22 protein-coding genes and 2 tRNA genes are annotated in these 26,366 nt (G+C 62.0%); 1 reads left to right on the forward strand and 23 read right to left on the reverse strand.

The features are described from left to right. Positions 1 to 67: 67 nt before the first annotated feature. From KZ491_RS05345 to KZ491_RS05380, 8 genes are all read right to left on the reverse strand, one after another. Positions 68 to 144: transfer RNA gene (locus tag KZ491_RS05345), tRNA-Arg, on the reverse strand. Between the two features lie 66 nt (positions 145 to 210). Beyond that, positions 211 to 302, reverse strand: a tRNA-Ser gene (locus KZ491_RS05350). Positions 303 to 367: 65 nt separating this feature from the next. Next, positions 368 to 580: a carbon storage regulator CsrA gene (gene csrA / locus KZ491_RS05355; protein WP_222564861.1), complete on the reverse strand. Its 213-nt coding sequence runs from the start codon at positions 578 to 580 to the stop codon at positions 368 to 370. Positions 581 to 735: 155 nt separating this feature from the next. Continuing rightward, a complete protein-coding gene (alaS, locus tag KZ491_RS05360) occupies positions 736 to 3,396 on the reverse strand; it encodes an alanine--tRNA ligase (protein WP_222564862.1) in 2,661 nt (886 codons plus the stop codon). A gap of 81 nt (positions 3,397 to 3,477) precedes the next feature. Next, a complete protein-coding gene (recX, locus tag KZ491_RS05365) occupies positions 3,478 to 3,984 on the reverse strand; it encodes a recombination regulator RecX (protein WP_043958149.1) in 507 nt (168 codons plus the stop codon). A 71-nt stretch (positions 3,985 to 4,055) separates the two neighbouring features. Next, positions 4,056 to 5,153 carry a recombinase RecA gene (recA, locus tag KZ491_RS05370; protein ID WP_246606583.1) on the reverse strand — a complete coding sequence of 366 codons (1,098 nt, stop codon included), beginning with the start codon at positions 5,151 to 5,153 and terminating at the stop codon, positions 4,056 to 4,058. A gap of 173 nt (positions 5,154 to 5,326) precedes the next feature. Beyond that, a complete protein-coding gene (gene lexA, locus KZ491_RS05375; protein ID WP_222564864.1) occupies positions 5,327 to 6,004 on the reverse strand; it encodes a transcriptional repressor LexA in 678 nt (225 codons plus the stop codon). An 81-nt stretch (positions 6,005 to 6,085) separates the two neighbouring features. Continuing rightward, positions 6,086 to 6,586, reverse strand: coding sequence for a CinA family protein (locus KZ491_RS05380; RefSeq protein ID WP_222564865.1), 501 nt, complete (start codon positions 6,584 to 6,586; stop codon positions 6,086 to 6,088). An 85-nt stretch (positions 6,587 to 6,671) separates the two neighbouring features. Between KZ491_RS05380 and KZ491_RS05385 the strand changes: the two genes are divergently transcribed. Next, positions 6,672 to 8,102 (forward strand): diguanylate cyclase, encoded by a 1,431-nt coding sequence (locus KZ491_RS05385; RefSeq protein ID WP_222564866.1) that lies wholly within the window; start codon positions 6,672 to 6,674, stop codon positions 8,100 to 8,102. A gap of 61 nt (positions 8,103 to 8,163) precedes the next feature. On the opposite strand, the gene KZ491_RS05390 is transcribed toward KZ491_RS05385, so the two are convergent. The 15 genes from KZ491_RS05390 to KZ491_RS05460 form a co-directional block, all read right to left on the reverse strand. Then, positions 8,164 to 10,758 (reverse strand): TonB-dependent receptor, encoded by a 2,595-nt coding sequence (locus tag KZ491_RS05390; protein WP_222564867.1) that lies wholly within the window; start codon positions 10,756 to 10,758, stop codon positions 8,164 to 8,166. A 183-nt stretch (positions 10,759 to 10,941) separates the two neighbouring features. Beyond that, positions 10,942 to 11,979 (reverse strand): MraY family glycosyltransferase, encoded by a 1,038-nt coding sequence (locus tag KZ491_RS05395; protein WP_222564868.1) that lies wholly within the window; start codon positions 11,977 to 11,979, stop codon positions 10,942 to 10,944. Positions 11,980 to 12,225: 246 nt separating this feature from the next. Then, complete coding sequence (locus KZ491_RS05400; protein WP_222564869.1) at positions 12,226 to 12,690, reverse strand: VanZ family protein; 465 nt, start codon at positions 12,688 to 12,690, stop codon at positions 12,226 to 12,228. Between the two features lie 22 nt (positions 12,691 to 12,712). Next, on the reverse strand, positions 12,713 to 13,939 hold the full coding sequence (locus KZ491_RS05405) for a glycosyltransferase family 4 protein (protein ID WP_222564870.1): 1,227 nt from the start codon (positions 13,937 to 13,939) through the stop codon (positions 12,713 to 12,715). A 7-nt stretch (positions 13,940 to 13,946) separates the two neighbouring features. Next, positions 13,947 to 15,542 carry a heparinase II/III family protein gene (locus KZ491_RS05410; protein ID WP_222564871.1) on the reverse strand — a complete coding sequence of 532 codons (1,596 nt, stop codon included), beginning with the start codon at positions 15,540 to 15,542 and terminating at the stop codon, positions 13,947 to 13,949. A 22-nt stretch (positions 15,543 to 15,564) separates the two neighbouring features. Beyond that, positions 15,565 to 16,692 carry a non-hydrolyzing UDP-N-acetylglucosamine 2-epimerase gene (wecB, locus tag KZ491_RS05415; protein ID WP_222564872.1) on the reverse strand — a complete coding sequence of 376 codons (1,128 nt, stop codon included), beginning with the start codon at positions 16,690 to 16,692 and terminating at the stop codon, positions 15,565 to 15,567. A gap of 139 nt (positions 16,693 to 16,831) precedes the next feature. Next, positions 16,832 to 17,749, reverse strand: a complete 918-nt coding sequence (locus KZ491_RS05420) for a glycosyltransferase (RefSeq protein WP_222564873.1) — start codon at positions 17,747 to 17,749, stop codon at positions 16,832 to 16,834. Positions 17,750 to 18,113: 364 nt separating this feature from the next. Next, entirely contained in the window at positions 18,114 to 19,196 is a 1,083-nt protein-coding gene (locus KZ491_RS05425) for an EpsG family protein (protein ID WP_343225560.1), read from the reverse strand. Next, positions 19,196 to 20,254 carry a hypothetical protein gene (locus KZ491_RS05430; protein WP_222564875.1) on the reverse strand — a complete coding sequence of 353 codons (1,059 nt, stop codon included), beginning with the start codon at positions 20,252 to 20,254 and terminating at the stop codon, positions 19,196 to 19,198. The genes KZ491_RS05425 and KZ491_RS05430 overlap by 1 nt, the downstream gene beginning before the upstream one ends. Next, positions 20,251 to 21,558 (reverse strand): flippase, encoded by a 1,308-nt coding sequence (locus KZ491_RS05435; RefSeq protein ID WP_222564876.1) that lies wholly within the window; start codon positions 21,556 to 21,558, stop codon positions 20,251 to 20,253. Before KZ491_RS05435 ends, KZ491_RS05430 begins: the two co-directional genes overlap by 4 nt. Positions 21,559 to 21,577: 19 nt before the next feature. Next, positions 21,578 to 22,852 carry a Vi polysaccharide biosynthesis UDP-N-acetylglucosamine C-6 dehydrogenase TviB gene (tviB, locus tag KZ491_RS05440; protein WP_222564877.1) on the reverse strand — a complete coding sequence of 425 codons (1,275 nt, stop codon included), beginning with the start codon at positions 22,850 to 22,852 and terminating at the stop codon, positions 21,578 to 21,580. Next, positions 22,839 to 24,212, reverse strand: coding sequence for an O-antigen ligase family protein (locus tag KZ491_RS05445; protein WP_222564878.1), 1,374 nt, complete (start codon positions 24,210 to 24,212; stop codon positions 22,839 to 22,841). The genes tviB and KZ491_RS05445 overlap by 14 nt, the downstream gene beginning before the upstream one ends. A 97-nt stretch (positions 24,213 to 24,309) precedes the next feature. After that, positions 24,310 to 24,672 (reverse strand): hypothetical protein, encoded by a 363-nt coding sequence (locus KZ491_RS05450; protein WP_222564879.1) that lies wholly within the window; start codon positions 24,670 to 24,672, stop codon positions 24,310 to 24,312. A 93-nt stretch (positions 24,673 to 24,765) separates the two neighbouring features. Next, positions 24,766 to 26,031: a tetratricopeptide repeat protein gene (locus KZ491_RS05455; RefSeq protein WP_222564880.1), complete on the reverse strand. Its 1,266-nt coding sequence runs from the start codon at positions 26,029 to 26,031 to the stop codon at positions 24,766 to 24,768. Beyond that, positions 26,006 to 26,299, reverse strand: coding sequence for a hypothetical protein (locus KZ491_RS05460; protein WP_222564881.1), 294 nt, complete (start codon positions 26,297 to 26,299; stop codon positions 26,006 to 26,008). The genes KZ491_RS05455 and KZ491_RS05460 overlap by 26 nt, the downstream gene beginning before the upstream one ends. Positions 26,300 to 26,366 lie beyond the last annotated feature (67 nt).

Consider the following 26,366-nt stretch of genomic DNA (forward strand, 5'->3'; position numbering starts at 1 on the left):
ACAAAAAAGCCACCCGAAGGTGGCTTTTTCGTCCGCGACTACATTCAACCGTCGTCGCGTATTTGATTGGTGCGCCCGGAAGGATTCGAACCTCCGACCCCCAAGTTCGTAGCCTGGTGCTCTATCCAGCTGAGCTACGGGCGCGTAATCGGAGAATTATGACGATGAATCTGAAACCCGTCAATCCCTACCGATCGTACTAACAAAGATTGGCGGAGAGTGAGGGATTCGAACCCTCGATGGAGTTTAACCCCCATACTCCCTTAGCAGGGGAGCCCCTTCAGCCACTCGGGCAACTCTCCGCGGTCCACATCATTGATGCGGGCGGGAAGCATAACGGGTGATCGCTCCCGCGGCAAACCTTTTGTCAGTCTGCCGGATCTTTCACTTCGGTATCGGTACCGCTGTCGGCGTCTTCCCCACGCTGGATGCGCTGGTAGATCTCCTCGCGGTGGACCGCAACGTCCTTCGGTGCGGTGATGCCGACGCGCACCTGGTTGCCCTTCACGCCGAGCACGGTGACAGTCACCGAGTCGCCGATCATCAGGGTCTCGCCGACGCGTCGCGTCAGGATAAGCATTGTCAAATTCTCCTTGTGCCGGTGCGTGTTGCACCGAAGCCGTGCTCCGGGAACCCCGAAAACAGTCGCTACTGGGTAAACGACAATTATCGACTTGTCCGGACACTTGTCACAATGGAAAGAAGTCATGCATGCCTGTGCAAGTCAGGTCGCGCTCAGGAAAGTCGCTCCCTAACCCAATCGGCCACGCTTTCCAACACATGCGGCAAGGTGGGCAGGTCTTCGCCGCCACCCTGGGCCATGTCGGGCCGTCCACCGCCCTTGCCGTTGATCTGTTTTGCGACGTGGGATAGCAGCTCGCCGGCCTTGACCCTGCCCGCAGCCGCTCCGTTGACACCGGCGACGAGGCTCACCTTGCCGTCTTTTGCGCCCGCAAGCACCACCACCATGTCACCCAACTGCTGGCGCAGGCGATCGAGTGCATCGCGCAGCGCCTTGGTGTCAAAGCCTTCCAGGCGCGCGGCAAGAACCTTGATGCCATCCACGTCAACGGCGGAGCCGGCAAGATCGGCGGTCGCGCCCGAGGCGAGCTTGGCCTTCACCGCTTCCAACTCGCGTTCCAGCTTCTTCTGCCGCTCCAGCAAGCTCCGCAACTTGTCGGTGATGTCCGCAGGGCTACCGCCCAGCAGGTGCGCGGCGTCGCGCAGACGCTTCTCTTCGGCGTCAATATGGTCCAACGCGCCTTGCCCGGTCACCGCCTCGATGCGGCGCACGCCGGCGGACACGCCGCCCTCGGACAGGATCTTGAACACGCCAATGTCGCCGGTGCGGCTGACATGGGTGCCGCCGCACAACTCGGTCGATGTATCGCCCATGCGCAGCACGCGCACCTGGTCACCGTACTTCTCGCCGAACAGCGCCATCGCACCGAAATCCAGTGCCTCCTGCATGCCCATCTGGTGCACTTCGGCCTCATGGTTGGCGCGGATCTCGGCGTTGACCTTGCGCTCGATCACCGCCAGCTCATCCGCCGTCACCGGCTGGAAGTGGGAGAAGTCGAACCGCAAGCGGTCCGGGGCGACCAGCGAGCCCTTCTGCAGGACGTGGGTGCCGAGCACGTCGCGCAGCGCGGCATGCAGCAGGTGGGTGGCCGAGTGGTTGAGCACGATCGCACCTCGACGGCTCGCGTCGATCTTCGCGTCCACCTTGTCGCCGACACTGAGCGTGCCGCTGCGAAGGGTTCCGACGTGACCGTGGAACTGGCCGCCGAACTTCACCGTGTCGCGCACGTCGAACAGGGACCCGACCGATGTCAGCTGCCCGGCATCGCCCATCTGACCACCGCTTTCTGCATAGAACGGCGTACCGGCCAACAGGACGACCGCTTCCTCGTCCGCTTCGATCCGGTCCAGGGCGCGCCCATCGCGCAGCAAGCCGACAACTTCCAGCCCCTCGGCCTCGACGCAGTCGTAGCCCAGGAACCGGGTCGGCGAGAGTTGCGCGGCCAGCTCGGCCGGCATCGTGGCGGTGTTGCCGAACTTGCCCGCAGCCCGCGCGGTATCGCGCTGCCGCTCCATCGCGGCATCGAAGCCTTCCATGTCCACGGTCAGCCCCCGCTCGCGTGCGATGTCGGCGGTCAGGTCAACCGGAAAACCATAGGTGTCGTACAGCCGGAACGCATCGGCGCCGGGAATGGTGCCGCCTGAATCGGCAGCCACTTCGTCAAAGATGCGCATGCCGGCATCCAGCGTCTCGGCGAAGCGCTCTTCCTCGGCCAGCAGCGCGCGCTGGATCAGCTCGCGCTGTGCTTCCAGCTCCGGATACGCCTCGCCCATGGTGTCGATCAGGGGCTGCAGCATCAAATGGAAGAACGGCTGCTTCTGCCCCAGCATCCAGCCGTGGCGCAGCGCCCGGCGGATGATCCGGCGCAGCACGTAGCCCCGACCCTCGTTGGACGGCAACACGCCATCGACGATCAGGAACGCGCAGGCGCGAATGTGGTCGGCGATGACACGCAACGACTTGTTGTCCAGATCCTCCGTGCCGGTGAGACGCGCCGCCGCGGCAATCAGGAGCTGGAAGATGTCGATCTCGTAGTTGCCGTGCTTGCCCTGCAGGATCGCGGCCAGTCGCTCCAGGCCCATGCCGGTGTCCACGCAGGGCGCCGGCAGTGGTGCCAGGGTCCCGTCGGGCTGGCGGTCGAACTGCATGAACACCAGGTTCCAGATCTCGATGAAACGGTCACCGTCCTCGTCGGGCGAACCCGGCGGGCCACCGAAGTGCTGCTCGCCGTGGTCGTAGAAGATCTCGGTGCACGGGCCGCAGGGACCGGTGTCGGCCATCTGCCAGAAGTTGTCGGAGGCAAACGGCGCGCCCTTGTTGTCACCGATGCGGATGATCCGCTCCTCGGGCACACCGATCTCGTCGCGCCAGATGGCATACGCCTCGTCATCGGTCTGGTACACGGTGACCAGCAGCCGCTTGGGGTCCAGGCCCCACACGTCGGTCAGCAGCTCCCACGCCCACTTGATGGCCTCGAGCTTGAAGTAATCGCCAAACGACCAGTTGCCCAACATCTCGAAGAAGGTGTGGTGGCGCGCGGTATAGCCAACCTGGTCCAGATCGTTGTGCTTTCCGCCCGCGCGCAGGCAGCGCTGGACGTCGGCCGCGCGCACGTAACCGGGCTTTTCGCTGCCCAGGAACACGTTCTTGAACTGGACCATCCCCGAGTTGGTGAACAGCAGGGTGGGATCATTGGCCGGGATCAACGGCGCCGACGGCACGATGGTGTGCCCGCGCTCGCGGAAGAATTCCAGGAAATCGCGGCGGATCTGGTTGGAGCTGGGCGGGTTGGAGCTGGACTTGGGAGCGTTCATGCCTGGCACGGGAAGTCGAAGGGCTGGGCGCGTGGACTCGACGCCGGTCCCCGCAAGCCGCTTAGCGTATCAGGGACGGGTTCAGCAACCGAAAGAATCGTCGGGGTCAAAGCGCGTCGCGGCGCGTACCACGTCGCCGGAAAATCCCCGCCGCATCAATGTGTCGGCGGCCTTGCGACGCACCGCGATGTCATCATGGATCGCATCGCCGTAACGGCGGGACACCAGATCGCGTGCAATCTCCACCCAACTGCCCTCGAAGGTGTCCAGCGCGGCGGTGATCGCGTCATCGTCCAAGCCGTGCATGCGCAGCTCCGCGCGGATATGGATCGGCCCGTAGCCACTGCCGGTGCGATTGCGCACCACGCTTTCAGCAAACCGGTTGTCATCCTGCCAGCCGGCGTCGGCGAGCTTGTCCACCGCGGCCTCGACCTCGCGGGCATCCAGTCCGCGGGACGTGAGCTTGCGTGTCAGTTCCTTGCGCGAGTGCTCGCGCCGGGCCAGCAGGCCCAGCGCGCGTTGCAGCGGGGTGGCCGGCTCGCGCTTGCGTCGCCGGCCCGTCGTGCGGCCTGGTTCTGTATCGAACAGGCCTCCGCCGTCTTCCTCGTTGGAGCTTTCGTCCTGCATCTCTCGAGATCTACCGGATCATGCGAACCCGGTCAGACCTCGGCCTTGGCGCCCTTTGCGGCCTTGCCGACCTTGGCATCCGTGGCGTCTTCTTCGCCGTCCACGCCAGCCGCCGCGGCTTCCGCCTTGACGATCTCGATGGGCACCAGACGCTTGCGGATTTCGGCTTCCAGACGTTCTGCCAGCTCGACGTTGTCCTTGAGGTACTGGCGCGCGTTCTCCTTGCCCTGGCCGATACGCTCCTCGCCCATGCTGTACCAGGCGCCAGCGCGCTCGACCAGCTTGGCTTCCAGGCCCATCTCGATCAGCTCGCCCTCGCGGGAGATGCCCTCGCCATAGAGGATCTCGGTGATGACCTGCTTGAACGGCGGCGCCATCTTGTTCTTGACCACCTTGATACGGGTCTGGTTGCCGATGATCTCGTCGCCCTTCTTGACCGCGCCGATACGACGGATGTCCAGACGCACGGAGGCATAGAACTTCAACGCGTTGCCGCCGGTCGTCACTTCCGGGCTCTGGCCGGGCATCATCTGGCCGATCTTGTGGCGCAGCTGGTTGATGAAGACCACCAGGGTGCCGGAGCGCTTGATGTTGCCGGTCAGCTTGCGCAGGGCCTGGCTCATCAGTCGGGCCTGCAAACCGGGCAACTGGTCGCCCATCTCGCCCTCGATCTCGGCCCGCGGGGTGAGCGCAGCGACCGAGTCGATCACCACGATATCCACCGCGGCGGAGCGCACCAGCATGTCGGCGATTTCCAGCGCCTGCTCGCCGGTATCGGGCTGCGAGAGCAGCAGTTCTTCAACATTGACGCCCAGCTTGGCCGCGTAGGTCGGGTCGAGCGCGTGCTCGGCGTCGATGAAGGCAGCGGTTCCGCCCATCTTCTGGCACTCGGCGATCGCCTGCAGGGTCAGGGTGGTCTTGCCGGAGGACTCCGGACCGTAGATCTCGACCACGCGGCCCTTGGGCAGGCCGCCAATGCCGAGCGCGATGTCCAACATCAGTGAACCGGTGCCGATGACCTCGGCGGCCTCGACGACACGGTCGCCCATACGCATGACCGATCCCTTGCCAAACTGCTTCTCGATCTGGCCCAAGGCCGCGGAAAGAGCGCGCTTTTTGTTCTCGTCCATTGGGGTTTTCCTTGTTGCCATCAGTGAATGAATCCAGCGTAGTGGGAGGCCGTCGCACAAGCTGCGACCGCAACCGTGATTGGGAAATTAGGTGAGCCGCCCATTGTCGGCCATCGGCGCGGCGGCATGGTCACGGTCGGAAATAGCCGCGCACGGGCAGCGGATAACCGGCATCAACGGCCCCGGCGAACAAGGCCGCAGTAAAGCCCTTCAATGGCGAAGTCCTGGTCGGGCATGACCTCGATGGGCTGGTAGTCGGGGTTGCGCGGCAGCAGCCGGATCCGGTCCTTGCCGATTTTCAGCAGCTTCACCGTGATCTCGTCATCGATGCGGGCCACGACGATCTCGCCACTGCGCGCCTCCGGAGTGCGGTGCACGCCGATCAGGTCGCCATCGAAAATGCCTTCATCGCGCATCGAGTCGCCCTGCACCTTGAGCATGTAGTCGGGTGCGGGAAAGAAGATGTTGCGATCCAGCAGCACGTGCTCATCGACGTTGGGGTCGGCACCGATCGGCGCGCCCGCAGCGACCCGGCCCAGCACCGGCAGCAACAAGGCGTCCTCGTCGCGGCGGGACCGCGCGGCCGCGGATTCCGCCACCGCCTGGTCGTCGTCATCTCCCCCCAGCAGGGCGAGGCCGGTCGGCGTCAGCCGCAGGCCGCGCGCCTTGCCGGGGAGACGTTCAATCACGCCCGCCTGCTCCAGGGCTTCGAGATGGTATTGCGCGGCGCGGACACCGGAGAAGCCCATTGCGCGGGCGATCTCGGTCTGCGAAGGCGGCATGCCCTCCACCGCGATGCGATCCCCGATCAGGGCAAGAATGGCGTGCTGGGTTTCAGTGAGTGCGTTCATTAGTAGTAATACTACTAACAAGCATCCACCGGTTACAAGCGACAGCAAATGCGGGGACCAGACACCGGCCCCGCCAATCGCTCAGACGGCCAGATCCAACAGTCCGTGCAGGGCCGCCGCCACCGTCTGCCGGCGCACCGCATCGCGGTCGCCGTCGAAGTGGAACACCAGCGCCGTGGTGTAGCCACCGCGCCGCTTCCAGGCAATCCACACCGTTCCCACCGGTTTGTCATCCACCCCGCCGCCGGGGCCGGCAATGCCGGTGACCGCGACCGCGAGGCTGGCACCGGAATAGACCAGCGCGCCCGAAGCCATCTCGATGGCGGTCTCGCGGCTGACCGCGCCGTGCTCTTCCAGGGTGATCGCCTGCACGCCCAGCATCGCCTGCTTGGCCTCGTAGCTGTAGGCGACCATGCCGCAGTCGAACCACTCCGATGATCCGGGAATATCCGTCAGGGTCTTGGCGATCCAGCCGCCGGTGCAACTTTCCGCAGTGGCCAGCCGGTGATGGTTTCCGCGGGCGGCGTCGCCGACCTGCCGGGCAAGGGCCTCAAGTGCCGAATCCGTTACGTCTTTGCTCATGGCGGCACTATACCGCCCACCTGCGTCACGATGACCCGCGCAAGCGTTTACACGACAATGGACGGACCCTATTGCGCTGACCACGATGAACACAACGACCACCCGCGGCTCCGTAGCGACCGCGGCCGAGCAGGACTCCCACGTCGCCGACGCCTGGCACGAACTGCTCGATGACGCGTCATCGGAACTGGTTGCGCTATTGCGCGAGCTGGCCGACACCGCGCCACCTGCGCTGGCCGAGCACTTCTATTCCGGCATGCTGGGTGACCCGCGGGCCAGCCGGTTCCTGTCATCGGACCAGGTCCAGAGCCGGCTGAAGCCGTCGATGCTGCGCTGGATCTCCAGCCTGCTTACCTCAGGGCCGGAGGACGTCACCACCCAGATCGCCGCCCAACGGCTGGTGGGCGATGTCCACGCCCGCATCGGTATCCCGGTGGACCTGGTGATCCGGGGTACGCGCATGCTCAAGCACGAGCTGTACCGGCACGTCATCACGATCGCCCCGCCCGAGCTCGCGAGTGCCGCCATCGCAATGGTCAGCGACCTGTTCGATCTGGCCCTGGAGATGATGAGCCACGCCTACTCGGTCGCCCGTGAGCGCTCGACCCGACTGGACGCGTCCTACCGGATGTTCTCGCTGATCCAGAACGTCGGCACCGAGCGCGAGCGTCAGCGCGCCCTCCTGCTCGACTGGGAGAACACCCTGCTCTACCGCTTTGCAAGCGCACCGCGCGACGGATCACGGGCGCCCCTGCTGGCCCAGTCCGAGTTCGGCCTGTGGTTCAACCACAAGGGGATGCCCAGCTTTGGCGACACCGCCGAGACGCGCCAGGTCGCCGCGCTGATCGCCTCCATTGACCAGTTGGGCGCGGCATCCGACGCCAAAGCCGGGATGTCCATGCTCCCGGCCATCCGCGAGCAGCTGGCCCAGGTGCGCTCCCTCATCGGCATGCTGTTCGACAACATCGGCGCCCTGGAGGCCGGACGCGACGCCCTCACCAGCCTGCTCAACCGCCGCTTCCTGCCCACCGTGCTGCGCCGCGAGGTGGCACTGGCCAGCGAGACCTCCGGCGGCTTTGCGGTGCTGCTGCTGGACCTGGACCATTTCAAGGCGATCAACGACGCGCATGGCCACGATGGCGGCGACCGCTCACTGCAGCACGTGGCCGCCAACCTCGCCCAGCACACCCGCAGCAGCGACTACCTGTTCCGCTTTGGCGGCGAAGAGTTCGTGATGGTGCTGGGCTCGGTCAACGCCGAGCAGGCCTGCGCGATTGCGAACGAACTGCTCGAGCGCATTGCCGCCTCGCCGGTCAAACTCAGCGATGGCACCCAGGTGCCCGTCACCGCGAGCATCGGCGTGGCCGTATATGACGGCCATCCGGACTACGAGCGGATCCTGGCCCGCGCCGACGCGGCGATGTACCAGGCCAAGCGCAACGGCCGCAACCGCGTCGAGCTGGCCACCGACAAGATGGTCGAGCCGCCCGGCGCCAGGCTGCTCAGCACCCGCTGAGGCGCGGCACAAAAAAAACCGCCGCCCGCATCGCTGCAGGCGGCGGCGCGGTACCGCTGACTCAGTAGCGCACGCGCAGGGTCATGCCGTACATGCGCGGCGCGCCCAGGAAGGCGTTCCACGAGCCCGACTGGATCGGCGCATCGATACCAACCTGCTTGTAGGTCTCGTTGGTCAGGTTCTGACCCCACACCTCGACCATCCAGCGCTTGTCCTGGCGACCCAGGCCCAGGCGGGCATTCAGCAGGCCGAAGCCGTCCTGCATCTTCTGCGGGTCCAGATCCGAGCCGGTGTTGAACTTGGACATGTACTTGCCGCCGATGTTGAAGCGGCCCAGCAGGTCGGCTCCCATGTCCCACTCGTAGGTCATCGACGCGTTGCCCGACCAGCGCGGGGCAAAGCTCATGGTGTTGCCGGGCAGCAGCGCCAGGTCCGGGTCGGGCAACAGATCGTTGCCGTACTCGGTCTGGGCGTAGGTCAGGCCGCCCTGCATGGTCAGCCCGCGCATCGCGGTCTGCCACATCACGTCGGCCTCGAAGCCCTGCGACACCACCTCGGGGATCGAGCGCACCACGAAGCTGGTGCCCAGGAAGCTGTTGAGCTGGAAGTCGGTGTACTTCTGGTAGAACAGCGCCGCGTTGAACAGCAGATTGCCGTCCATCCAGTTGGTCTTCAGGCCCAGCTCGTAGCTGTCCACAAACTCGCCCGGGAAGGACGTGTCATCCACCGGGGTGATGCCCTGCACGCCGCTGGACAGCCCGTTGGCGGACTGCACCCGGTCCAGGTTGAAGCCGCCGGCCTTGTAGCCGCGCGCCGCCGAGCCGTAGGTCATCACGTCGTCGGACCAGCTGTAGGCGAGCTTGAACGTGCCCGACCACTCCTTCTCGGTGCGCGACTGGGTGACGTCACGGCCGTCGTGGGCGATGTTGGCCCACGGCAGGCACATGTAGCCGGCGATGGTGGGCGCGAGCGCCGGCACCAGGCCGGCCAGCAACTGCTGCTGCAGCGCCGGCGGCAGGCTGCCGAACCCGTTGATGCGCCCGGCCAGTGCACCGCCGACCCGTGCCGCCGGGTTGGCCAGCGTCGCCCCGCAGGCCGCGCTGCCGTTGGGATTGTCGTAGACCGTGTGCAGCGTCTTCTTCTCGTGGGTGTAGCGCAGGCCCACAGTGATATCCAGCTGATCGGTGGCGTGGAACGTGTTGTTGGTGAAGATCGCCGTGCTCTTGGCGTTCTGGCGGTGCTCGTCCAGCGAGCCCAGACCACGGAAGTTGGTGCCGAAGGGCTGGCCGCTGACCTGCGAAAAGAACAGCGCCGGATTCGACTGGTCCACCGTCAGCCCCAGCGGTGCCAACTGCGCCGCCACGCCGCCCAGCACCTGGCTGCCGACCAGCGTGGACAGGTACGGCTCGTAGGCCGGGCCGAAGCGGTAGGAGTCGTTGCGGGTCAGGTCCTCATCGGAATAGAACAGGCCGACCATCCAGTCCACCCGGTCGCTGGAACCGGTCATGCGTAGTTCCTGGCTGAAGGTCTCGAACTGGGTCAGCGACTCGTCCTCGTCCGGCGCGCGGTACAGGATGTCGGCCGCGCTGTAGTCGAAGTCCAGGCCGTTGATGGCCTTCCAATCGCGCATTGAGGTGATCGAGCTTACGGTCGCGCCATTGGCCCACGGCGACACCCAGTCGATGTTCATCGCCACGCCCTTGTCCTTCAGGTCCTGGCTGGTGGAGCGGTTGGCATAGCCGAGCCGGCGGTCCAGATCCACGGCCGGTATCACGCCCTCCCCACCCGGGGTGAGCGCGTTGATGATCGCCGCCGTCGGCCCGCGATCGGTGGTCACGGTGATGCAGCAGTTCTCCTCGCGGCTGCTGAAATCGCCGACGAAGTTGATCGACAGGTTGTCGGTCGGCTCCAGCAGCAGCTGGCCGCGGAAGGTGTGGTAGTTCTGGTTGCCGTCGTCGTCCTCGGTGCGCGGACCGGCGCCGAACCTGACATTGTCCACACCGTCGCGCTTGCGCTTGCTGGCAAACACGCGGAACGCCGCGTTCTCGCCCAGCGCATCGTTATAGGCACCGGAGACCCCGAACAGGCCGTAGTTGCCGACGGTGATCTCGCCCTCGGCGCTCTGGGTGTAGCTGGGGCGGCGGGTGATCACGTTGATGACGCCGGCCGAGGTGTTCTTGCCGAACACCGTGCCCTGCGGGCCCTTCAGCACCTCGATGCGCTCCACCTCGCCCAGGTCGCCAAAACCGACGCTGTTGCGCGAGCGGTACACGCCGTCGATGACGATGCCGACCGAGGACTCCAAGCCCGCGTTGTCACCCACCGTGCCGATACCGCGGATGCGCGCGGTGGTCTGCGCCGCACTCTGGGTGCTGGTCACCGTCAGGCCGGGCACCAGCACCTGCATGTCCTTGATGTCGTGGACGCCACTGTCCTGCAGCAACTGCTCGTCGAGCACGTTGATCACGATCGGCACGTCCTGCAGCGCCTCCTCGCGCTTCTGCGCGGTAACGGTGATGCCCGACAACGTGGTCGCACGCTGCTCCGGTGCATCCCCGCGGGCTTCCTGCGCCATCGCCGGCGCAGCGGCCAGCGAGGCCAATGCCGACAAAACCGCAACGGCGAGCAATGCGCGTGCTGGCTGTACTACTTCCATGGTGTCCCCTCCCAGATGGGTAGCAAAACGCCGCCGTGACGGTCACGGCAGCAATTGGCGCGAGTCGTCCCCTGCAGCAGACCGGACGTGGGGGACACCGGTCGAAAACGCTGCGCTTGATGCCCGCAGGGGAAAGCTAGCACGTTCCATACGCGATGGAACTGTACGTAAGACGCCGTCGGATCAGGCCACCGAATCCAACTCGTCGGATTTCTTGACGGTGCGCCTGGGCACCACCAATACCGTCAGGGCGAGCACCCTGCGAAGGAAGCGAATCGCCCGTTCGCGCTTGCCGGTTACCCAGTACCAAGCGGCACACATCAGCACGAACAAGGCCAGCAACAACGGATACGGCACGTCCCAGCGCATCGCCTCCCCGACCAGCAGGCCGCAGAGGGCAGTGACCAGGCTCAGGACCAATGCCTTGCGCATCGGGCCAAACCCGGCATCGCGCATCATGTGATGCATGTGGTTGCGGTCTGCGATAAACGGCGACTGGCGCACCCGTAGACGGCGCAGCATCACGACCAGGCAATCCATCACGGGAATCATCACGAACCACAGCGCCAACACCGGGTTGACCGGATGCTCGGGACTCTGGGTAAGCCGGAATGCCAGCCACGCGATCACAAAGCCAAGGAAGGCGCTGCCGGCATTGCCCATGAAGGTCTTGGCCTTGTCGCGCCAAGGAAAGCGGAAATTGAAGGTCAGAAATGCGGCGACCACGCCGGCCAGCAACATTCCCCCGTTTGCGACGCGCAAGTTGCCCGAGTACAAACCGGCTGCCGTCAACATGATGAGTGCCGTCAACACAAGCGACCCGGCCAAGCCGTCGGCGCCGTCGCTCATGTTGATCGCGTTGATCAGCCCGACCGTCGCAAAGACGGTGAACGGCATCGACAGCACGCCCAGCGACAACTCCCCAAGCCCGAACACCGGGCCGATCTGCTCCACCTGGACGCCGCCGACATAGATCATGATCAGCGCCGCAACCACCTGCGCCGGGATACGCAGCTTCCACGACAGGTCGTAGAGGTCATCCAACAGACCGACAACCACCAATAATGAGGACGCTGACATGAACGCGATCGCACTCTGATCCATCGGAATCAGCGATGAAAAACCGACTACCAGGACGCCCGCCAGCATCGCCAAGCCGCCGGTAATTGGGGTCGGATGCGCGTGGTCCTTGCGGCCCTTCGGGTAGTCCAACAGGTTCAAACGAGGAGCCAATGGGTGCAGCAACCACTGGACGAACCATGTAACCGCTGCCGCCGACAGGGCGACAGGCCAATCAAGTCCAGCGATCAAAACACAACCCCTTGCGATAAGACGACCAAATTCAATATGCCAAAGGATACAGCGGCAGGCCGCTGATTCCAAAAGAGTTTTTATGAACGGGCTGGCGCTTTATTGTCATATTTCGACGCGTGACGCCAGTCACGGCTAACTAAATATCAGCGTGCATCAAATGCGCTCTCCCGCTTTTGTCAGATTGCGCCACAGCTTGGCGAGCAATATTCCTGCCAACAAGCCGACCATTCCACCGGCCACATTCAGCACCGCGTCCTCAACCTTCGGCTGCCGCCCATCGGTCAACCATTGCGACACTTCCGCGGCTATGCCGAGCGCTGCCACGAGCATTACCCCACGACCGTTGCGCACTTCTCCCCGGGCCAACCAGATGAGCAGACCCAGCCAGGCGAATGCAGAGAAATGGATCCAATCCGAGAGGTCCAGCGGTGTTGGACTTGTCTGGTCGAGCAGGCGATTCACCCGCTCGATACCGAGCCAGTCAACCAGCATCCCGGTGGGTAGGAACAGCAACGCCGACACAGTCAGAGCCGACACGATCAACAGCGTCCCGATCAGCGGGTGACTGCCGCGCGCCAGCAGGATTGCCACCCCAAATGCAAGAACCGCCAGCAGCACTTCCGCTCCACTCACGACGGGCTCAACCCGATTTCGCGACGGTCGAGAGGATGTCGGTCATCTTCGCGGCCTGGGTAACGCGCGAGAAGCCGGGCGCGGCCGCGCGGGAGGTCTTGCGAAAGCGATCCATACGTTCGGGATCGTCGGCCAGAGCAATGATGGCAGCGGCCATAGCGTCCGGGTCTTCCGGCGGTACACATACGCCACTTTGCGTAGAGCGGACGATTCCCGTCGCCTCCCCTTCCGGCAGACTCATCAGAATCGGCACGCCCATGCCCATCGCTTCGAAGATCTTCGATGGGATCACCGTCGAGAACACCGGAGTGTTCCGCAGCGGCACGATGGAAAGGTCGCAGGCACTCCACAAGGCCGGCATACGCTCTTTTGGCTGGCGGGGAATCAAGCGCACGTTGTGCAGGTTCCGCTCGGTTACCAGCTGCTCCACCTTGGCGCGTTCCGCGCCGGAGCCGGCGAAGAAGAACGCGATGTCCTCGCGATGCAGAAGCTTCTCTGCGGCGTCCAGCACCTTGGGTAGTGCGTGCGCCATGCCATGCGTGCCCATGTAACCGGCGACGAACTTACCGCCCAATCCGAACTCCCGCTCAAGCTCGGCATCACGGGGCCGCGGCTCATAGCGATCAAGGTCAACTCCGTTGATCACCACGTGGACCTTGTCACGCGGTACTCCACGCCGAACCAGATCTTCCCGGAAGCTCTCGGTCACAGAAATAATCGCATCCGCGCGGCGGTACAAAAACAGCTCGAGCTGCTCCAGGGCACGTATGAGCGGGCTTGTCTTCATCGCGCCCACAGCGATGATCGAGGCCGGCCACAGGTCACGCAGTTCGAACACGAACGGACGCCACTTGGCCACCGACAACGCCCAGCCGCCAATAGCGCAAAAGAACTGCGGGGAGGTGGCCACCACGACATCAGGGCGGCGCTCAAACAGGCCCGCCAAGAACCCCATCAACATGAAGCTCATGTAGTCCAGCGTGCGCTTAATGAAGCCTTCGTTGGCGGTGATGTAGGTCTTCACCCGCACCACGCGGATGCCGTCCATCGTTTCGACCTGCCGCCAGCGGTTCTGATAGCCAGCAAACAGCTTGCCCTCCGGGAAGTTGGGCGCGCACGTCACCACGGTCACGTCGTGGCCGGCCCTCACCCAGCGGGTGGCATGCTCATACAGACGGGTCGCCGGGGCATTACCTTCCGGGGGAAAGTTGTCCGACAGGAAAAGGATCTTCATAGCAGCATCATCTCCAGCTGAACTCCGTACTCATTTGGCCGTGGCTGATGCGGCACTCCAGCACCCGGCACGGATGCTCTTCGCCAAAACGGGGGTACCACGCACCTGGCACCGTCGCTGCAGCCGCTCCTTCGTTCCGCCAAGCAAAACCGATGGAATCTGCGTCCAGTCCGGGCACAAACCGGTATCGCGCCACGGCTTCCTGCGCTCGGCCGGACAAAGCATCGATCACCGTCAACCCGCCGTCGGACAGCTCCCATCGGCGCGAATGCATCACTCGGCCCGGCAGCCTCAAGTAGCCATCGTGGGCCGCTTCCAGCACCAATATTCCGGCCTCTTCCGCCCACCGGATATTCATCGGCCGTGCACGGCGGGCAACACGGAAACTGCTCCAGACCTCGGAGGAATCCTGACCGTCGACTTCCACGGTGTTGTGCATGGCCGTGCCGCGCTGCTGCAGCCGCAGGGGTCCCGCCTCGTACGTCGACGTGCCGCCGTTCACCAGCACCCGCTGCCCGTGCAACGACAGCTCAAACGACAGCGTGTCCGCATGCGCATGCCCGGGAAGGTAGTCCGGTCCCACTGGACCGACGTCCGCGATCATGACCGCCGGACCCGCCGTCATGCGCACGTAGCCCGATTCCGGCAGAACCTCCAGCGGGGCCAGCGGCGCATTGTCTATCGGCACACTCAATGCGCGGGCGTAGTGCTCCAGGGCAGCCAAGGGTGGGGCGATTCCTAAGGCCGCATCATTGAAAAGCGCAATGTCACCATCGGGATGCGTCATTACTCGCAGCCAACGCACCATCGGGCCCACTCCTTCGCGCAGGCGCGCCACCAACGTCGTAGGCAATATCCCCGGATAAATACGATCCAGCTGCACCAGATCGAGCACGTCTTCCAGCAGGATCGAGTGGTACATCGGGCTGCGCTCGAAGTGACCGCCGTCGGACAGGAACTGCTCCGCCAACTCCCGTTCCACGAGCACTGCCCCCTTGTGCAGCCATGCAGCCGCCTCGTCACCCTCGAAGAAGGCGCCGACAAACACCAGCGCCTTGGCGTTGGCCCAGAGATGGTTGCCGAGCAAATGGATCTCCAGCCGCCGCCGCAGATAGCGCGCCTGTACCGCGAGGCTGTGCACAGCGGCAGGTTCCAGAGGGTTGCCACCCAGCGACCACTTGATCCAGTTCACGATCCGCAGTGACGAAGGGTAAGGCTCCCAGCCGTTGCCCTGCCCCGGCGGATTTTCGGTAATCCACCGACCAATCAACGCCTGATGCCAGACAACGCGTGCCGTCGCACCATCCGCCGCCAGATCGTCAAAATAATGGGCGTTGTATAGCCACAGCTTTGACCAATCAGAGCGGTTCCAATCGCCTGCCGCAGCCAGCTCGCGCTCGACACCCAGGAAACGGAAACTGTGCTCGCCCGTCATCGACGGCGCACGAGCGCAGCCGCGCCACACCGCAGCCGGCCCGCGCAATGCAGGCGCCACACTCAAATCGGGCCTTGGTCGTGCCAAGCGAAACCACACGCGCCCGTAGAACTGCACCGGCCGCAGCCAGCGCACTGTGTGCCACAGGCGAAGCAATTTCTTGCGCATCAAGCAGGCTTCCGTTGCGCCGTCAGAAGTTGCGGCCCAGCAGCCGCTCCAACTCCGCCACGATCCGGCCCGCCGTCTCCCCGTCCCACTTCTCCGGGATTCCGCCCTTCTTCCACTCCCCGGCAAACAGCTTGTCCAGCGCGGGCTTCAGTGCCGCCGGATCGGTGCCCAGCAACTCATTGGTGCCGATGGTGATGGTCTCCGGGCGCTCGGTGGAGGTGCGCAGGGTCATGCAGGGCACGCCCATTACCGTCGTTTCTTCGGTGATGCCTCCGGAGTCGGTGATGACGGCCTTGGCATGCTTCACCAGCCAGTTGAACTCCAGGTAGGGCTGCGGATCCACCAGACGGATGCTCTCCGGGAAGCCCGGCAGCTCGCGTAGGGTCTTGGCGGTGCGCGGATGCACGGGAAACACCACCGGCATGCCACGGGTGCCCTCAGCAATGGCCGCCAACAGCTGCGCAAACGGACCGCTGGCATCCACGTTGGACGGCCGGTGCAGCGTGACCACGAAGTAGCCGCCGGGCTCCAGGCCCTGCTCGGCCACGAATGCCGGCGCGCGCAGGCGGTCCATGTTGCCCAGCAGGGTATCGATCATGGTGTTGCCGACAAAGAAAATGCGGTCGTCGCCGATGCCGGCCTTGCGCAGGTTCTCGTTGGCCCCTTCACTGGTGGTGAAAAACCAGTTGGTGATGGCGTCCGTCACCATGCGGTTGATCTCTTCGGGCATGCCCCAGTCGCCGGAGCGGATACCCGCCTCCACGTGCGCCACCGGCACGTGCAGCTTCTGCGCGGCAATGGCACAGGCCATGGTGGACGTCACGTCACCCACCACCAGGCACAGTGAACTGGGCTCGCGCAGCAGCAACGCCTCGTAGCCGGTCATGATCCCAGCAGCCTGCTCGGCCTGAGTGCCCGAGCCGACTTCAAGGTTCACATCAGGCTCGGGGATGCCCAGCTGCTGGAAAAAATCGCCCGACATCCGCGGGTCGTAGTGTTGACCGGTGTGGATCAACCGGTAACGCAGTGGCCCACCTTCGGTCTTGCGCTGCTCAAGCGCCTTGATGATCGGCGCGATTTTCATGAAGTTCGGGCGAGCACCCGCAATGATGTCGATCGCCCGTTCCACCGCGTAACCAGATGTACTCACAAAATGACTCCACAGCCGTACCGCTTCGTAGAAAGAATGGCGCAAAGATAAAACGTCATGCACGTACGCCAAAATGCCGGTCACCTTCGGATATAGCGACCCATTGACAGAAAGCACCTAGACCTAGATAGGAGACCAACTACTTGCCCTGCCGAGCAGCGTACCGAACTGCGTCGCACATTACCTGCACCATGGCCTCCCCAGACATTTCACGAGTAACAAGCTCTCTAGCCGCAACACCCATAGCCTGCGCGCATTTGAGGTCACTAGTTAATAAGTGTAAATACGATGCCATCTCTTGAACCGGGTTCGCCGCCCCCCTGACGTTATAGCCCGTTTTACCATTTTGAATGAGATCAACATCTGTGCCATCACCCCCGTTACAGATTACCGGGAGCCCATGCGCCATAAGCTCACTTATGGCAAGACCACCGAGGCCGGGCAACAAGCCAACATCAGCACAAACAAGCCAATCAGAAAGATCCTTTCTCTGCTCACCTGCAAAGATGACGCTATCCGACAAGCCGAGCGACGCGAACTGCATTTCTAGCAACGCCGCAAGAGGACCATCACCGATTATTAATAGACGCGAGCTATTACCTTTCTGTCGAAGAGCGCTTAGTATGCTGGGGAGTAATTCCAGACTTTTCTGGGGAACTAGCGCACCAACGAAAACAATAGTGGGGTGCCCACAAGCATCAAACTTGGGCCCAACTTCCGACTTACGACGCACTGCCTCAGCAGCCGACCGCTCTGCCGCAAGAGTGTCGATCACATTAACAGCGACAAAGCAACGTGAGCGATCAACACCGATCCGAACCGCGTAGTCCAACCCCTGTGTGCTATATAGCAGCAAGGCAGCGCACGACCGCTCAACAATACCAATCAGCTTTCGCATGAGACGACCAACCGCCGTATACCTGCGTCCGGGAAGCTCGCCAAGCGTCCACCAAACCACTGGCTTGCGCCGAATTTTGGCCCACGCCACGACCATCAAGCTATTGAGAAGATTGCTTCCCCCCTCCACCAGCAACACATCCGGGTCGAACTCCGACAACTTCCCTAATAGCCCGCGAAATAATATTAATGGCGCGGGGCGCCCGGTTAACGAAGTGACCAACGACCACTGCAAAAGCTCTACCCGTCGAACGCCTCCTTTATCCGGAGCAGACACCAGCTTGGTGCCAGAGACACCAGGCCCGTGAAATACCGTGACATCCAAATCTTGGGATGACGCAAATCGAGGATAATAATTGTACCTCCACACTTGGAATGCAGAGTGCACGCACGCGACTCGAGTCCTACCCGTCAAAACTAAACTATTGCCGTCAGACTTTGACACAAAATCACCGCCCTATATGAACGACATCACGGGGCAAGTCGAGCCACCCCACTCAACACACACCCTTCAAGAATTCAACTCAGCTGATATAACTAAAATAGAACTCATATGGAATTATATTGTGATGATTCGTCATTAGGGCCCTAAGATAAAATGAAGACAGTATCGATACGAAACCAGCATAAACTAAGGCTCTAGAACCGGCACCCTTAATCCGAGAAACAATCCAAGGAATAAGGAAAATTAAAAAAATTCCAAAATAGTACCAAAATCTAAAGGGGCCGGACAAGCCCGCAAATAGGTTGAAAACACACTGCCCGAGGATCGATATATTTACCAGTGCTGAGTCAAAAGCTGAATTTTTTCGCTGTAACAGCACTGCAAAGATGGCGGTTCCGTTCAAGAAAATAAGCCTGAACCCAGCACCAATACCTCTCTTGTCAAAAAGTTGATCTTCGATGCGCCCAAATATTCCAGAATATCTATCCGAAATCGCTGATGGCAAATATCCTACGGTTCGACTGATAAGCGCATCGATGGTCCCGTCTATCCCTAAAAGACCTAGAACCGCCGTTCCCAAGAGCACCGCCACGGCAATAGTAGAACTCATGCGACGGGTTGCAACTGGATAGGCAACCAAGAAGACGAGCGCAGTGTAGTGAAACATACAGGCAATTAGGACGACGCCGACAAACCTCCTTATGTCTTTATCAATAATATAAGGCAGCGCCATCACGCAGACGACTACAGCGAGCCCCTGTCGCACTCCATTACTGAAAAAGAAGAGAAAGCTTAGCCCGAATAACACAACGATACTTAGTGGCGGATTGTCGGACCACAGCCCGATCCCTCGCCAGACAAGGAAAATCGTAGCAATACTAAATGACAGAAAGCCGACCCACGGTTCGAGGCTTAACGCCTGCAACGCGCTCGCAAACAGGGTGAACCCCGGTTCGAATCGCCAGCGGTATATATCCAAGTCTATATTATTAAAAATATAAGCGTAGCCAAGATAGTCTGTTCCGACGTCGTACCTCAACCCAAAAAAAATGGCGACCATGAACGCAGCGGACCAATAAAGTGCCCCGCGTATTGCCGGAAAGAAATGCGACGTCGAAACTAGCGCTAAACAGGCGACATATAATAATATGTAGATAACCACTAGGTCTTATCCCCTTCTTCAACCAGCCGGAGGATTTCAGCTGCCCCTCGCTCCCAAGTGTTATCTGCAAGAATTCGATCATCGGCAGATGACCAGCTACTCAGATCTTTACTGAACTGAAAAAAGTCGAACTTGTTGGGGTCCACCGAAAACCCGGAAGAATAGTGCTCAACGAAGTGGTGAAGGTAGGTGCCCTTGTGCACGATCAACGGAACGCCTACTTCAGCGGCAATTAGTGACGTGACAGTTGTTGAAACGTCGCTACACGGCTTCCATACGAAGTCAAATTCTCGCCACTCTGTCGGGTGTAGGGGTTGGGCGGGCAAAAACATAATATTGGTGGAAGCGCAATTTTTAGTATCTAGCTCCAATTGAACCCATTCACGAGACGCCCCAACAACCACGGCGGCCATCCTTGATCCGCTGTCCACTACGGCATTAACTAGCGACTGAAGCCCTCCATGGCTCTTCTCCGCCCTGCTCCCTATCCAAAGGCCTACAATTACGCCTGACGCTCGCCGACTTTCGACCCAATTCTTTACCTCGCTATTCAAGCTGTCGCCGACCGACCTTTCGCCCGAAAAACGACCGAATGTCGCGACTCCTAGCTGGCACTGGGGTATCTTTAAGGCTTTGCTGGCAGGTTCGAGTAAAAGATCACTGGTAACAAAGACACGTCTCGCAGCTTTCGCCAAAACCCACCTCCGTGTCTTTGATATCCATGGAAAATGGGCTTCAGACTCTTTGTCGACATTGTGGCAGATCCAGCCGACTCGAACATTCAGCAATATTGCAATAATTAAAGTAAACAATTCAGAAGCGCTGCGCACTAGCGTTCGAAGAAGGCTCGGATAGTCGTTCAGGTATCGAAAAACTATCCCAACCGGCCGATCTTTACGCGATATAAGGTAGGTCGCCAGCGCAATCGGCATATGAATTGGAGAGCCTTCTAATGGCCTGAGCTTGATACTACTCCCGGTGGGAAGCGCCCTAGCCCAAGCTGAACTTTTCCCATCCTTCTTCTGAATTAAAACCACACGGGAACGATCTTTCTTCATGACCGCCACCGTGGCAGAGCGAGAGTCCATATACCTAAGCGGCGATAGGCCAGGACTGCCAAGCAAATATTCCAAATAATGAGAGAAAGTGACGAACCAACTGCAGCACCCTCAATTCCGTATACTGGAATAAGAAAGAGAGACACGCATATATTAATAATCAAGGACCCGGAGAACACCGCAGCAACCGTGCGCTGCTGGCGCGCCATGGTCATCAGTCCACTGACTGCCCCAAAAGCGGCATTGACAAGCTGTCCCACGCATAAGATTCGAATGCAGCTTGCAGCACCGTCAAAACCAACCCCGTACACTTTAGAAACAATAAAATCACTACCGAAATATAGCGCCAAACATAACGGCACGGCACATAGCAAGGTAAACTGGCTAGAGCGCGTTACCAATCGCTGCAACGCGAGATGATTGTCTTGCGCAATCAGGCGAGAGAAGTAGGGTGCCGTCACTAGATTCACGGCGTTAAGTGAGAAGACGATCAGCGTGCCCGCCGACACTGCAACCTTGAAGACCCCAGCCTGCTGAGCATCAACAAGAGCTCCGACAAGAATTATGTCTACTTGCTGACTAATCACCTGACTGCTCGCTAGCAGGCTCAGCCAAATCGCAGCCGACAGCCAATCCTTCTGCGTTTTTTCTAGAATGGGTCCCGTTATTTGCCAAGCAATTGGGGGCGTTAGCTTTTTCAAGATAGCCCAACCAATAGCGTAGGTAACAACACATGCGATAACATTTGCAGCAATCGCACCATCCGCGCCTAAATTTCCAAACTGGGCAGCCAACGCTACGGCGACAATAAGAATAAACGGCTTAATCAAATACTCTGGCATTACACCAATGGCGACGTGGCCTGAGCCGCGCAACATTGCAGCGCGAACACTATTTAATGTGGATGGCAAGATTGTAAAAGCTGCTATTACAAGAACAGAGCGAAACCCAGCGCCCATCAATAATGACATGATGACCGCGCAAATTGTTACGACACACGCTGAGACAACGGAAGCCTTAATGGACCAACGCCAGAGCTGAACCACACGTTCCCAGCGACGCTCGGCTTTGTAACGGGCAGTTTCTCGTACTATAAGGCTTGGTATTCCAAGCTGGGCGGGCACTAGTGCAACAGTCATGATTGCGATGGCAAACGCGTACCTGCCGTAGCCCTCGGCGCCCAAGATCCTCGCAAGCACTATCGAGGCGAGAAATGCTAGCGCGGCACCTGCTACCTTCCCAACTAGCCCCCCAGACATTTGACGAAGGAGGCCGCGCCAATCGGCGCGGCTAAATGGAGCCATGATCTGTATTCATTGGGTATTAAAGACGCCCGTCTACTGAGTCACGCGGCAAAACATATTTCACGTCATACACCACGACGCTCTGTTTGCCAAAAGCGCGGATGCCCGCCGTCTCAAGCTTCCGAAACTCCTCATGCCCCACCGCGACCACGATGGCGTCGTAATCGCCTCCCGTCGGCGCGGTCAGTTCGATCCCATACTCGCTCCTCGCCTCGGCAGCATCCACCCACGGATCGCACACATCAACGCGCGTGTTGTAAGCCTTCAGCGCGTCGATGATGTCCACTACCCGCGTATTCCGCAGGTCGGGACAGTTCTCCTTGAACGCGAGCCCCAGTATCAGCACCCTCGCTTGCACCGGATTGATCCCTTTGCGCACCATCAGCCGGATAACTTCGCCCGCCACGTACGCACCCATGCCGTCGTTGGTGCGGCGGCCGGCCAGAATCACGTCCGGGTGGTGCCCCACCTCCTGTGCCTTGTGGGTCAGGTAGTACGGATCCACGCTGATGCAATGCCCGCCCACCAGGCCCGGGCGGAACGGCAGGAAGTTCCACTTGGTGCCCGCCGCTTCCAGCACTTCCAGGGTGTCGATGCCGAGCTTGTTGAACAGCATCGCCAGGTCGTTGACCAGGGCGATGTTGAGGTCGCGCTGGGTGTTCTCGATTACCTTGGCGGCCTCGGCCACCTTGATGCTGCTGGCCTTGTGGGTGCCGGCGGTGATGATGCTGCCGTACAGCGCGTCAACGAAATCCGCGGCTGCAGGCGTCGAGCCGGAGGTCACCTTCAGGATGGTGGTGACGCGGTGCTCCTTGTCGCCCGGGTTGATGCGCTCGGGGCTGTAGCCGCAGAAGAAGTCCTGGTTGAACCTCAGCCCGCTCACCCGCTCCAGGATCGGCACGCAGACTTCCTCGGTGCAGCCGGGGTAGACGGTGCTTTCGTAAATGACGGTATCGCCCTTCGCCAACACCTTGCCCAGTGCTTCGCTGGCCTTGATGAGCGGGGTCAGGTCGGGACGCTTGGCGCTGTCGATTGGCGTCGGCACGGTGACGATATAGACGTTGCAGTCGCGGATGTCGTCGAGGTCGGCGGAGAAGCTCAGACGCGTGGCTTCGGCGAGCAGTTCGGGCTCGACCTCCAACGTGCTGTCATGTCCGCTGCGCAACTCGGCGATGCGCGCTGCATTGATGTCGAAACCGACCGTGTCGTATTGCTTGCCGAACTCAACGGCCAACGGCAGGCCGACGTAGCCCAGCCCGACAATGGCCAAGCGTGATTGATCAAGAGCGTGCATGGTGGGCTTCCGCAGTGGCAGTGGTGGACGGTTGGTTGTTGGCACGGAGCACCCGCACCAACAGCAACGCGAACACGACGCTGACCGTCAGTGTCCGCAAGGGGTAGTCGGCTAGGCTATGCGCGACCGGAACCGTAATGGCGATCGCAGCCGCAACCGACAATTTTACGTCATCGCGGCGGCCGATGAGGCTCTTGCGCACGGCCAGCAACAACAGGGCCAGGAACGCCCCGATCAGCGCGAGGCCGAACAGCCCGGCCTCGAGCACGACCTCGACCAGCTCGTTGTGGGCGTGCAGCGCGTAGTTGCTGAGCATCCCGTCGATGGGTTCAAACGGTGCGTAGGTGTCACGGAAGGTTCCCAGACCGCTCCCCCACGGCAGATAGCCTTTGATGGAGGTCCAGCCATGGGTGATGTAGTCCCAGCGCCGGTCGCCGAGCGGATCCTTGTCGAAGCGATCAATGATGCGGCTCCACGCGTAGTTGGCGACCGCTACGCCCGCAACCAGCAGGGCAAGGACCATGCCGCCATGACGCCGCGGCCAGGTCGTGGCCGCTCCGGTAGCGGAGAACAACACTATGGCACCGGTGACGGCGGCAGCGACCACCGCCAGCAGCACGCCGGTTCGGGAGAAGGTCATCGCGGCGCCCAGCAACAAAAGCACCACCGTGGCGTACCATGCAAACGCGGCGGGCTTGTGTTGTGCGCGCTGAGCGCCATGCGCGAACACCATCGCCACAGGCAGCAGCATCGCCAGCATCGACGCAAAGTGGTTGCGGTTGGCGAACAGCGCCGTGGCGGCCCCGGTGTTCTGGAATGCGTGCACGTGCAGGTCAACGCGGTTGCCGCCCGCCACCTGGGCGAACCCGAGCAAAACCATGGGCACGGCGAGCATCGCGGCAAGCGCCATCAGACGATCAAGGACGCGAGTCGGCAATGTGCAGCACAGCAGCCACATCGCCAGAGTCGACGTAATTGCCAGCAGGGCCCGCACGGTGGCCCAGGGGTCGAGGCTCATCGGCAGCCAGGCCGGGTACAGGCCGGCAGCGGCGAGGTCAGCCATCACGTCGTGCCGCAACGGCAGGGCACCGATCCAGCTGGCTGGCAGCGGCAACAGCTGCAGCAGTGCCACGCCAATCGCCGCCAGGAACAGGTAAAGAAACGCACGCTGCAACCCGGTGGCATCGTGGCGGCGCCAACGCATCACCCCCAGCCAAAGCGCAGGCACGGCAAAAAGATGCACCACCGCATCACCCGTCCCGCGCGAGCCACCACCAAAACCCATCGCAACCACCAGCAGCGTTGCCGCAACGGCGCCGGCGATGAGATCAGGCGTCAGCGCGACGCCCTTGTTCCGCATTTACACGCACTCCTGGTTCTTGCCCACAACTAGTGCTTGCCCGCAAAAGGAACCGGCCGCAAATGCGGCCGGAAACCTCTGCCAGATTTTCCAGCGCTTAAGGGCTGGAGGGCGGGTCTTTCTTGCTGCTGCTACTGCCGCCGCCCGCTGCAACGGCGACGACGATCAGGCCGCCGGCGGCCGCGGCGAGAACGCCCGGGGACACGGTCGGAGACACCTTGGCAACGCGAACGCCATCGGGGGTCTGCATGACCGGCTGGCCGGTGGCGGGGTCGATCACGGGCTCGCCGGTGGCCGGGTCGAGGACCGGCTGCAGCGAGGACTCCTCAACCAGGAACTGGGATTCGTCACCCTGCTGGACCGGCGTGGCGGCCTGCTCGGCCGGCAACGGCTCTGGGGACTGCGCGAACGCGCTGCCAAATGCGAACGTGGCGGCGAACGCCAACAACAGATGCTTCATGTAGAGCTCCCTGGACGAATTACCCGTCAAATATCGACGTGGCGCACTGCAGCATAAAGGTCGGTCGTGCGCTGGGCAAGCGTTGAGTGGCGACTAATCGCTAATCGGGACTATCTGAATATCGTCGACATACACCGTTCCGCGTATCTGCCGCTCGGCCGCATTGCGACCGGTATGTCGCAGCACCAGTCGCTGGGCAGGGCACGACGCGGTGACACTAAAGGATGCCTCGGCCATCTGCCATCCAGGCGATTGCGGCAGTGGGAGCTCGGCGATAGGGGTTTTGGCGCTGTCGCACGCCAACTGCAAGACAAACGGGCGCGAGCTTCCGGTCCGATTATCGGCGGAGGCGCTCAGTCGATAAGTGCCTGCCGGCAGCGCCAGGCTCTGTTGCAGGTTCGCGAACTGCACGGCCCGACCATGGAAGGTGATTGCCAATGAGTGGTCGCCGCTATGCGGGTTACTGATATCCGCGCCGATGGCGAGGCCCGCCGCAGGGCGCATCTGCCACCCGTAGCCACCGTCGACTTCGGAATGCTCGAAACCGCCATCAAACACGAGGTCGGCCGCGTTGTGTGCCGCCGGGTCAACGCTTGCGAGCCAGGCTTCGCGAGCCTGCTGCGGTTGTCCCGCACGGCCCAGCAATGCAACGCGCGTCTGCAGTTCGTCGTCCTTGAGGGCCTGGCGGCTGGCCAGTTCCTCGAGGAAAGCGAGTGCGGGCGCCGGCGGTGTATCACTCGCGCGCAGTGTCCGCACCAGCGCCGCGCGCCACGGCGGATCCACCGCCATGCGATCGATCAATGCAGAACGGAACTCGGGGAACTCCAACAACCCGACCATTTCGGCGAACATCGCCGGGCGGATATCGGGAGCCACACGCAGCAATGCATCCAGATGCATAACCGCGGCAGCGCTGTCGTTGTCGGCAAAGGCGCGCTGGGCCAGCAGCGCCTGTGCCATCCGGTCCCGCGGCCAGCGCTCGGCAGCGATACCCAGCAAATCCCCCGCGCGGGCGTCGTCGCCTTCTTCCATCGCCAACTGCCCGAGTACCCGGTAGGCGCGCCCGTCGATCGGACGGGTCGCCAGTGCCTTGCGAGCGTTTGTCGCCGCGTGGTCGGGAACCCCGCCTGATGGGTCCGAGTCATCGAGCGCCTTGATCAGGCGGTCCGGTCCGTACGCGCGACCGAGCGATCCATCCACCCGCGCCAGCTGTACGGCCAAAATAGCGAGGAGCGCCGCTGCACCGGTCGCCAATCCAAGACGGATGACGCCAACGCGTGGCAAAGCAAAGGGGCCTTTCGGCCCCTTGGCTGACACGTTGGACCGGCCCGGGTTACGGGCTGGACGGACGATCGTCACTCGAGTCGTTCACGTTGTGCAGGATCGCGGCACCGAGTGCAACGCTGCCCGCGATCCACAGGGTCTTCTTGGCGGCTTCGGCCTTCGCATTGGCGCTGGCTGCAGAAGTTGCAGAGGCCGGCATGGCGGGCGGTGCGTCGCTGCTGGACGTGTCAGCAGGCGCGGTGGCCTGAGCCGGGGCGATCTCGGCGGCCGGGGCGGTGGCCTGGGCGAAAGCGGAGGCGCTGGCGACCATGGCGACAGCGGCAAAAATCCATTTGAAACTCATACGGTGCTCCTGTGGGGGATATCAAAATCTGTTGTCAGCGTAGCAGGACGATGTGTGCGAGGCGTCA

This window comes from Novilysobacter antarcticus (assembly GCF_019802285.1).
Taxonomy (GTDB): Bacteria; Pseudomonadota; Gammaproteobacteria; order Xanthomonadales; family Xanthomonadaceae; genus Novilysobacter; species Novilysobacter antarcticus.